The organism is Nocardia sp. NPDC057455 (assembly GCF_042802775.1).
Lineage (GTDB): Bacteria > Actinomycetota > Actinomycetes > Mycobacteriales > Mycobacteriaceae > Nocardia.
This window is the reverse complement of record NZ_JBHVDM010000051.1, coordinates 38,579-48,203: the sequence shown is the minus strand read 5'-3', so window position 1 is coordinate 48,203 and position 9,625 is coordinate 38,579. Positions and strand designations below refer to the sequence as shown.

Sequence of the window (9,625 nt, the reverse complement as noted above, 5' to 3'; positions counted from 1 at the left end):
GAACGGAACATGCTCGGTCTCGCTTCGCTCGGAACCGGGAGTTGCGGTGCGCTGGGCGCGTCGGTGTTCGGACTCCGGACATCAGGCGCGCGGCCTCAGCCGGACGACCGAAGGACGGTTCGTCGTGCAAATGCGGACGCACGACGTCAGGGCGGTTCGGCGCGTGGGCCTCATCTGGCCAGGAAGTGCCAGCCGAGCCATGCCCAGGCGAGCACGGCGGTGATTCTCGTTGTTCGCGTGCTGGTCAGGTACGCGAGCGTTTCGCCGAGGGACGCGATTCGATCGCGGCGCAGCCGCGTCAGCGCGATCGCGGTGAGTGCAGCCGCCGCGATCAGGCCGAATCCGAGGAGGACGACGGCTCGATCGCTCATCTCGACACCAGCCGGCAGCCGGCGCCCAGCCACACCAGCCAACCGGCGAGCCGCAGCGGCCATTGTTCGAGCGCTGGATCCAGCAGCGTGGACAATGTCGGGTGCTCATCGCTCGGTTGATTCAGGGCGGGCTGCCGCAGCAATGCGTAGACCTCCCACGCCAGCACCGCGCCCAGCAGCATCGACCACACGGCCACACCACGTCTGAGCCGGGTGGTGCACGGCGGCCGCTCGCTTCGCCCGCGAAAAGCGAGCACCAGCGCGCCAAGCGCCGCCACCGCCACCATCGCGGTCGCAGGCCAGCTGAACGGCCGGGTCGCGGCACCGCCTGCCGCCAGCACGATGCCCACGGTCAGCGGCGTCGCACGCCACCGGAATCGAGGTGCCGAGCGCTGCTCTGTCACGTGCGCAGGATAAGGCCCCGAGTGGCCGGATCCGGGGAGGCGAGATACCTACCTCCTGGCGACGAGCGGGCGGCGCCGGCGGAGGCGGACGCGCGCCGAGCGCCGTCCGCGCGGTTCAGCCGCTGGTGCGCAGGAGTCCGGAGATCAACAAAAGCACCGACTGCTGAGTCTGGGCGCGGGCGAGTTCGGGGTCCTCGGCGTGCGCGACGATCAAGGAGGCCTCGCTGATCATGCTGACCACGAGCTGGGCGAGTACGGGGATGGCGGCGTCGGCGATCAACCCGGCGGCGCGGGCGCGCTCGAGTTGCGTGGTGATCAGCCCGAGGCCGTGGGCGGACTCGAATTCCCGCCAGGCCTGCCAGCCGAGCACGGCGGGGGCGTCGGTGAGGGCGATCCGCAGCACCGCGGGGCGCTGGCAGATTTCCAGGAAAAGCGCGAGCCCCGCCGCCATTCCGGCCATTACGTCTTCGGAATCGACCGCGGCGATGGCGTTCTCGATCTCCTCGGTGATCTCGACCTCGATCTGCTCGAGCACCGCGAGGAACAGTCCGCGTTTGTCGCCGTAGTGGTGGTGCAGGGCGCCCCGGGTGACACCGGCCTCGGTGACCAGTTCTTCCGCCGAGGTTCCGGCCCAGCCGCGCTCGGTGAACAGGCGGCGTCCCGCCTGTTCGAGCGCGGCCCTGGTTGCGCGAGACCGGTCTTCCTGGCTACGGCGTGGCATGCAGCCGAGTGAACTCCAGGATCGATTCGGCGAGCAACTCGGGCTGGTCCTCCGACACGAAGGTGTAGGAGTCGTCGATGAGCTTCAGTTGCGCGTCCGGCAGGTCGCGGGCCAGTCGTTCGGCGAACGACACCGGGAACAGCCGGTCCTCGCGCGCCCAGGCCAGCAGCACCGGGATGTCGACGTCGGCGAAGTGGCGCGCGGCTTCCAGCGTGTAGCGGCGATGCACCGATTTCAGGAAGCGCCGCAAATCTTTGCGGATGGCGGCGGAATTGCGGCTCGGCAGCAGGTAAGAGTCCACGATCTCGGGCGGGACGGGCCGCTTGGCGACCCATCCGAACGCCAGCGGCAGGCGGTGCAGCGCCCGGATCCGCAGCGCCTCGGTGAGGGGGCGCAGCGATCCGGGAATCTTCGCCAGCAGCGGAAGCGAGGTGAACGGCTGCGGCAGGAAGCCCTCGTAGCTGTCGACCGAGGCGAGCACGACGCGGCCGACGCGGGACCGGTCGCGGGTCAGCAGCACCTGGGTGATCGCGCCGCCGGTGTCGTTGGCGACCAGGGTGACGTCGGTGAGGTCCAGGCGTTCGAGGAACGCGGCGATGAGGTCGGCGACGCCGGCCGGGGTCAAATCGGCGTCCGGGACCGGAATCTCGTGCGAGCCCAGCGGCCAGTCCGGCGCCAGGCAGCGGTATCCGGCCGCGGCGACCACGGGCACCACTTTGCGCCAGACATCCGCGTTGACGAGCAGGCCGTGCACGAAGACGACCGGAGCACCCTCTCCCCTCTCGTGATAGCGAATGCGGCCGCCGGGCAGATCCACCTCGTGGGTGCGGCCGAGAGCTGTGCTGGTTGCCATGGGTCCTCCCAGGGTCGGGTTTCCCGACCACTGTTACATACATACAGTATGTATGTCTAGATGCCGGTGCGGCCGGACGGATCAGCTGAAGACTGCTTTCACCGCGTCCTTCGATGCCATCACCGCGCTCGCCAAGGAGGCCACGCCCGCGACCGACTCTCCGACCGCGTACAGGCCTCCCGTGAGCACGATCCGGTTCGGTCGCTCCTTCGCCGCCTCGGCCGCCGCGCGCCGAGTCGTCTCCTCCACCAACTGCCTGTCGGCCAGGTCGATCTCGCACCGACTGATCCGGTCGAGCAGATCGCTCAGCGAAGAACGAAGATCCTCCACCGCCTTCGGCGTGGCCACACCGTCGCTCCCGATCCGCTTTCGGCGGGCACGCACACCGCAGTGCCGGCAGAACGCGGAGTCGTTGCGGTTGAAATGCTGGCACTCGGCGCATCGCACCTCGCCAGCCAAGCATCGGACTCGGATCGAGCCGAGCAGAACCCGGAAGCCGTGCCAGGTATGGCCGGCCACCGCCGTACCCGGGTTCCTTTCGGCTCGACGCGTGTCCGGGGCAGCAAGATCTTGCTGACCCCACGGCGCTAGGGGAGCCCCAGCATCGCGAGGAACTCCGCCTCTCCCAGTTCGTTCCAACGCTCCCGCGTGCCCTGCAACAGCGTGTCGAGATCCACTCGATACCTGCCGGAGGGCAACCCGCTACCGCAAGCGATCAACCGTGCCGCCAGACCGGCCAGCGTCCCCGCGAGAGTCACCGCGGTGGCCAGCTGCGGCCACGAGGACAGGCTCCGGCCGACTTCGGTCAGCGAGTAGCGCGTCCGCGGCGTGACGTCGCTGCCGACGATGGCGGTCGCCAGCTCGATCCGTCGCGCCGGATCGCGCAGCTCGGCCGCCGTCAGTGCGGTCAGATCGCCGGCCCGGCCGTGCAAGAGCGGATAGTCCGGGTCCAGGTCGTAGCGCTCCACGTCCACGAAGGAGCTGTCGCCGTGGTCGGTCGCCATCACCACGGGGACGCCGAGCGCACGCGCTCGTCTGCGGATATCCACTTTCAGCGCGAGGTCGTCCATCTCCTCGATGAGGACGGTCAAGGGCGTGGCGCCTCCCGGCCCGCCCAAGTAGTCCGCGGCGTTCTCCGGCCGGTAACCGTGCGGGAACGCAGCGATCTCGCTGTACGGGTCCAGCTCCAACGTACGGCGTTGCGCCAGAGTCAGCTTGGGTTCGCCGAGGTCGCACACCGACGCCTGGAGTCTGTTCAGGTTGGTGCATCCGAGCGTGTCGTACTCGGCGAGCCGGAACCGCCGGGCGCCGGACAACGCGCAGACCGCCAGCGCGGAAGCTCCGACACTGAGTCCGGCAACTCCCACCACGGCGCCGGACCAAGCCCGTTGCTCTTCACCGGTGAGCAGGTGCCGGTTCCTGGCAGTGCGCAAACGCCAGAAATGCTCGCGGTCGGGAAGTTTGACGACGGTACGGCGCCACGGGTACACGACGTAGCGGGTGATCCGGTCGACGGCCTCACCGTCCCGCAGCGAGGCCGGGTAGCCCGCCAGCGCCGTGGCCGCGGCCGTGGTGCCCGCGGCGAGATCGGGCCGTTCGATCATGGCGAGTTCCTCTGCCGCGCTCGCCCAGCCGTCGACCAGCCGGTACCCGGAATTCGGTGCGCACAGCTCGGCGATGCGTCGCTCGTCGTCCGCCGGATGCAGGATCTCGATCATGACCGAGCCCCCGTCCACCGGTGCTTGACGCCCGTCTCGAAACCCGCGCTGCCATGCCGGTGCAGGCTGATCTCCGGCTCGACGGCCGGGCCGAGGGTCTGGTGCAGGCGGCGGTACTCGCTGTTGGTGCGCAGCAGGGCATCCACCACCTTGCGCTCGAGCAGCGCGGTGAATCCGCCTGCGGGGCAGACGCCGTCGCGCAGTTCCACGCGCAGCCGCAAGGTCTGCTCGAATCGCGCGTCGGTCTCGGTCACCAGCACGAACTTTCCCGTGACCGTTGGGCCGATGTCCGGGTCCTCCAGCGCGGCGCGGATGTTCTCCGGATAGATCTCCAGGGCGTAGAACGACGCGGCGACGTCGGTGCGCCGGTGCAGGGCGAGGAACCCGCAGGAGTCGGTCGAGGTGCGCACCGGCAGACGGTGACCGTGCGCGTCGAGGACGGCGGCGAGTTCCGCGGCGGAGAAGATCCGGCCGGCATCGTTGATCCGGTAGCGCAGCAACGGGATCGCGGTATCGGCGCTGAACAGGAATCGTCCCTCGGCGTCGACTTCGGTGTACCGATACTCCGCGTCGTACTCCACGAAGGTCGGCTGCAGGTGCGCGTCGCCGAACAACGCCTCGCTCAGCGCAGGATCGGCGCCGGCGGCGCGGCGGACGGCGACACTGGTGCGCGTCTCGCAGCCCATGATGCCCGCATCGGCGGTGCCGTAGACGACGCGGATCGCACCCGGCTGCCCCGGCTCGCCGATCCGGTCGAGCACGTAATCCCGCCATTCTTCGGTGATGGCCTCGCCTGCCAGCAGAATGCGCAGGTTCTGGCGCAGCACCTCGGCGGGCGCCCGATCCAGGACGTCCTTGACGAACGGGGGATATCCGGCCAAGACGACCTGGTCGTAATGCGGGCCCAGTTCGGCGATGTCGGCCAGGATCGTCTCCGGTTCGATCCCGGGTGCGATGATCGAAATGCGGTGCCCGCGCTGACGCATGGCGGTAGCAGCCGCGTAGGTGTAGGTGCCTCCGATCCAATTGCCCATCGCGAATCCGACGACCAACAGCGTGGACCGCTGCCGCGTCTGGAAGCTGTCGCGGAACACTCGTGAGTAGAGGTCGATCGCCTCTTCCTGAGCGACGAGGTCCCTCGGCCAATAGGTGGGCCTGCCGGTGGAGCCGGAACTGCACGACCAGGTCCCCGCCGAAGCGACGTCACCGTGCCAGAGCAACATGCGCAACGGGTAGTGCCGCAAATACTCCGCTTTGGTCATCGGCGGCAATGCGGCGAAGTCATCGGCGGTCCGGATGTTTGCCGGTTCGATTTCGCGGCGCGCGAGAAAGTCGGCGTAGGCCGGTACGTGGATCGCCGCCCTGCGGAAGGTATCGAGAGCGCGGCCGAATCCGTGCCTCGGCCGGGTGGGCAACGACAGTGATGGTGCGGACATGGTGGCTGTTTCCTTTCCTCCCCACTGCGGCGATACGCGGTGCGCGATCGCGTCGCGGGTTCTGGAAACAGCCTCTGAGCAGTGCGTACTGCCGAGAAAGAAGTCAATACAAGGTCCATACGACACGCCGCGCCACTGCTCGGATCTCGCTAGACTCCGGTCATGACCGATGGGGGCGGGGGGCGGGTGGATCCTCGATCCATCTCCACCCGAGAAGAATTCGCGGCGGCCTTCACACGGCTGCGCACCACCGCCGGGTTGACCGTCCGCCAGGTCGTCGACCGCTCGGGAGGCCTGCACGGCACGGTTAGCGGATGGTTCGCCGGTCATCATGTGCCGACCGAACAGAACGAGCGGATGTTCCGGGATGTCCTGACGGCGTGCGGCGTGAACGACTCAGAGGGACAACAGCGTTGGCTCGGCGCGGTCCGGCAGGTCCGTCCGACGAGCGGACGCAGACGGAGCCAGGGACCGGTGCCCTATCGAGGCCTGGAGCCTTTTCGGCCCGATGACGCCGAATGGCTTTTCGGCCGCACCGAACTCACGGCGCAGCTGCGGCAACACATTTCGTCGCTCGCCGAATCCGAGCAGCGGATACTCATCGTCACCGGCGCCTCCGGCTCGGGGAAGTCCTCACTGCTGCGCGCCGGACTGCTGCCCGCACTGCGGCGCGAAGGCCGCACGGCGGCGGTGGTCACCCCGGGCGTCCACCCGGCACAAGTACTCCAGGAGGCCGCGGACGTCCTGGTCATCGACCAGTTCGAGGAGACCTGGACACTGTGCCTCGACGACGGCGAGCGAGCCGACTTCCTGGCCGCGCTCGCGGGTGACGCGAGCGGCCGGACCCATGTGCTCGGACTGCGCGCGGATTTCTATCGCCACGCCGCCGAAGAGCCGTTCTTGCACCACGCGCTGGCGCATCATGCGGTCCTGGTCGGCCCGCTGAGCAAGCAGGCGCTGTGCGACGTCATCATCGAGCCGGCCCGCAAAGCGAACTGGACCGTGGAAGACGAACTCGTGCAGCTGCTGATCGTCGAACTCGCGCCGCGCGGGTCCGCCGAAGCGCACGACACCGGCGCTCTCCCCTTGCTGTCGCATGCTCTGCTCGAGACCTGGCAACGATCCAGCCGCCGGAAGATGACCGTCGCCGACTACAACGCCGTCGGCGGAATCGCCGGCGCCATCGAGCAAACCGCCGAAACCGTGTATCGCGGGCTCACCGAGCCACAGCGACAGATCACCCGTCGCACGTTCCTGCGTCTGCTCAACATCGACGACGATGTCACCACCCGTCGCCGGGTACAACGCCGGGAATTGTTCTTCGACCACGATTCCGTGGCCAACGTGAATACCGTGATCGAACGGTTCGCCTCGCACCGCCTGCTCACGGTCGAGGAAGAGACCGTCGCGATCACGCACGAGGCGCTGATCGGCGCCTGGTCCCGGATGCACCGGTGGCTCGACCAGGATCGAGAGAGCCTGGCCGTACACCGCAGGCTGACCCAGGCCACCCAGGTCTGGCTCGACAACACCAAGGACCCCAGCGCGCTGCTCGGGCCCGCGAGGCTGGAGTTCGTCCAGGAGTGGACGCGTGACGACGGGCATCGGCGAGACCTCAACCACCACGAACGCGACTACATCGCCGCCAGCATCGCCCACCAGGCGGCGATCCAGGCCGGAGAACGCCGCCGCACCCGGATATTGCAGCGAATGGTCGCCGGCTTGGCGATCGCGCTGATCGCGACGATCGTCTTGACCGGTGTCGCACTGGTGGCCCGGTCGAACGCCGCGCACGCACGAGACGAAGCGCTGTCCCGCCAGATCGCGCTCCAAGCGGAGCGACTGCGCGGCACCGATCCCGCGCTGTCGGCGCAACTCGCGCTCGCGGCCTTCCGCATCCAACCGACCCTCGAAGCGCGCTCCGCGCTCTTGGACAGCACCGCGGTGCAGACGCCGACCCGGCTGCTCGGACCCGACGGCGGCACGCTGGTAGCCACCGACCGGTCCGGAGTCGTGCTCGCCGTCGGCCGCAGCGACGCCACGATCGACCTGCACCATCTGCACCGGAGCACCCGTCCCGGACAGCGCGGGTCAGCCGACTTCCGCAGCCGGATTCCCGCGCCCCGGCCGGGAGCCGTTCTCGGCTCCGTGGCGATGACTCCCGACGGCACACTGCTCGCCTCGGCATTCGGCAGTCACATCGATCTCTGGGATGTCGCGGATCCGGACGCACCACGACCGCTCGCCACCCTCGCCGGAACCGGCGGCCAGTACCGCACCCTCGATCTCGGTCCCGACAAGCGCTCCCTCGCCGCGACGACCACCACATCGGAGATCGTCCGCTGGGACATCACCGACGTCCGGCAGCCGATCCCGCTGCCCGCCCTGCAATTTCCCGCCGGCGTACCCGTCATCGCGTTCGCCCCGGACGGGAAACTTCTCGCCGCCGCGGGGGACGCGGGAGCACTGCGCATCTGGGCCACCGACCGGGACGTTCCGCTGACGGATATTCCCCCCGACGGTTCCACGGCGCAGGCGCTGTCGCTCCGATTCAGTCCGGACAGCTCCGTCCTCGCCGTTCCCGGACGCGCCAACGAGGTACGCCGCTGGGATGTCCGCGACCCGGCCCACCCGGCGTCACAGCCCCCGCTGCGTGGATTCACCAGCTACGTCAACGACGTCGCCTTCAGCTCGGACGGCACACGGCTGGCCGCGGTCAGCTCGGACAACAAGACGCGCGTGTGGCGGCTGGACACCGACCAAGTGGAGATGGAACTGCCCAACCCGGTCATCGTGGTGTCGGTGCGCTTCGCCCTCGACGCGCACGCGCTGGTCACGGGCAGTCTCGACGGCACCGTCCGGATCTGGCCACTGCCCGGTCCGGTCCTGCGCGGGGCCGGCAGCGTGGTCTTCCAGACACCGATCGATCGCAGCGGGACGCTCATGCTCGTCGGCACCGGCGCCGGCGACGGCAGCGCCCACCTGTGGAATCTCGGTGATCCGGGAGCACCCGCCGAATACGCCGCGCTGCCCGTCGGCGCGGATGAGAAGAGCTGCGGAGCGGTCGCACTGGCGATCGACGGCTCGACGGCCGCGGTCGGCACCCGTTCCGGGCATGTGCTGCTGTGGGACCTGCGCGATCCGGCGCATCCCCGGTTGACTTCGAAGGTGGCCGCCGTCGAGGGCATCGTCTCCGCGATGACCTTCACCCCGGACGCGAAGACGTTGGTCGTCGCGGGCCAAGACGATCCGGCGGTGACGTTGTGGGACCTCGCCGACCTCGCCGCGCCGCGATCACTCGGCGCGGTGTCCACCGGCCCGGGGCTGCCGGGCATCGCCGCCGTCGACGCCGAAGGCACCCAGCTCGCCATCGCCACCTCCAACGAGTCGGTGTTCCGCTGGGACATCCGTGATCGCGGCCGCCCGCGAGAACTACCGAAGCTCTCCGGATTCACCAACGATCTGGCCGCCGTGGCCTTCAGCCCTACCGCGCCGATCCTCGCCGCGGGCAGCATGGACCACACCGTCAAACTCTTCGACCTGTCCGACCCTGGAGCGCCCCGGCATCTGTCCACACTGGTCGGCGCCGCCGACGCGATCATCACCGTCAATTTCGGCCCGGACGGCACGCGACTCGTCGGCGGCGCCAGTGACAACGGCATCTGGGTCTGGGATATCACCGACCCCCGCGACCCGCGACGGCTGGCGGTGCTGAATGCCTACACGGGACGGGTCAACGATGCCGTCTACGCGGCGGGCGGCGATCTGCTGCTCGCAGCCGGCCCGGACCGGATCGTGCGCGTCTGGGCAACGGACGTCGACGAGGTCGCCGCCGAACTCTGCGACAGCGGCAGCGGGCCGATCACCGCCACCGAATGGCAGCGCTACCTTCCGACCATCGCCCAGCACAGTCTCTGCCCGCGGTAGCGCACTAGCGGGCAAGATGTTGCAGCCTCGAGCCACAGGGCGGCAAGCATCGGCGAAAATGCGTCCTGCCGCGGCTGTTTCGGTCCGGCAGAGCCTCGGGGAATGCCAGATCCGACGTCGATGATCTGCCCGTGAGCGTCTCCGCGAGGTCCATACTTGGTTTCTCGCCGCGGGACGGAAGATTTCATCGGGGAT

Annotated in this window: 8 protein-coding genes; 1 reads left to right on the top strand and 7 read right to left on the bottom strand. The window is 68.9% G+C overall.

Going from position 1 to position 9,625, the window contains the following annotated elements:
• Positions 1–170: 170 nt before the first annotated feature.
• From ACFU5M_RS21215 to ACFU5M_RS21185, 7 genes are all read right to left on the bottom strand, one after another.
• Positions 171–371 (bottom strand): DUF6186 family protein, encoded by a 201-nt coding sequence (locus ACFU5M_RS21215; RefSeq protein WP_379051753.1) that lies wholly within the window; start codon positions 369–371, stop codon positions 171–173.
• Positions 368–775 (bottom strand): hypothetical protein, encoded by a 408-nt coding sequence (locus ACFU5M_RS21210; protein ID WP_379051750.1) that lies wholly within the window; start codon positions 773–775, stop codon positions 368–370. Before ACFU5M_RS21210 ends, ACFU5M_RS21215 begins: the two co-directional genes overlap by 4 nt.
• A 115-nt stretch (positions 776–890) precedes the next feature.
• Entirely contained in the window at positions 891–1,496 is a 606-nt protein-coding gene (locus ACFU5M_RS21205; RefSeq protein WP_379051748.1) for a TetR/AcrR family transcriptional regulator, read from the bottom strand.
• Positions 1,483–2,349 carry an alpha/beta fold hydrolase gene (locus ACFU5M_RS21200; protein ID WP_379051746.1) on the bottom strand — a complete coding sequence of 289 codons (867 nt, stop codon included), beginning with the start codon at positions 2,347–2,349 and terminating at the stop codon, positions 1,483–1,485. The genes ACFU5M_RS21205 and ACFU5M_RS21200 overlap by 14 nt, the downstream gene beginning before the upstream one ends.
• An 81-nt stretch (positions 2,350–2,430) precedes the next feature.
• Complete coding sequence (locus tag ACFU5M_RS21195) at positions 2,431–2,697, bottom strand: hypothetical protein (RefSeq protein ID WP_379051744.1); 267 nt, start codon at positions 2,695–2,697, stop codon at positions 2,431–2,433.
• Between the two features lie 239 nt (positions 2,698–2,936).
• Positions 2,937–4,067: a ThiF family adenylyltransferase gene (locus ACFU5M_RS21190; protein WP_379051741.1), complete on the bottom strand. Its 1,131-nt coding sequence runs from the start codon at positions 4,065–4,067 to the stop codon at positions 2,937–2,939.
• A complete protein-coding gene (locus ACFU5M_RS21185; protein WP_379051740.1) occupies positions 4,064–5,503 on the bottom strand; it encodes a phenylacetate--CoA ligase family protein in 1,440 nt (479 codons plus the stop codon). Before ACFU5M_RS21185 ends, ACFU5M_RS21190 begins: the two co-directional genes overlap by 4 nt.
• A gap of 162 nt (positions 5,504–5,665) precedes the next feature.
• Here ACFU5M_RS21185 and ACFU5M_RS21180 point away from each other — a divergent pair, with 162 nt between their 5' ends.
• A complete protein-coding gene (locus ACFU5M_RS21180; RefSeq protein WP_379051738.1) occupies positions 5,666–9,430 on the top strand; it encodes a hypothetical protein in 3,765 nt (1,254 codons plus the stop codon).
• Positions 9,431–9,625 lie beyond the last annotated feature (195 nt).

Excerpts from the sequence above, each read along its gene's own strand:
- ACFU5M_RS21180 (WP_379051738.1), top strand. The coding sequence starts at position 5,666 with ATGACCGATGGGGGCGGGGGGCGGGTGGATCCTCGATCCATCTCCACC.
- ACFU5M_RS21205 (WP_379051748.1), bottom strand. The coding sequence starts at position 1,496 with ATGCCACGCCGTAGCCAGGAAGACCGGTCTCGCGCAACCAGGGCCGCG.
- ACFU5M_RS21215 (WP_379051753.1), bottom strand. The coding sequence starts at position 371 with ATGAGCGATCGAGCCGTCGTCCTCCTCGGATTCGGCCTGATCGCGGCG.
- ACFU5M_RS21200 (WP_379051746.1), bottom strand. The coding sequence starts at position 2,349 with ATGGCAACCAGCACAGCTCTCGGCCGCACCCACGAGGTGGATCTGCCC.
- ACFU5M_RS21190 (WP_379051741.1), bottom strand. The coding sequence starts at position 4,067 with ATGATCGAGATCCTGCATCCGGCGGACGACGAGCGACGCATCGCCGAG.
- ACFU5M_RS21185 (WP_379051740.1), bottom strand. The coding sequence starts at position 5,503 with ATGTCCGCACCATCACTGTCGTTGCCCACCCGGCCGAGGCACGGATTC.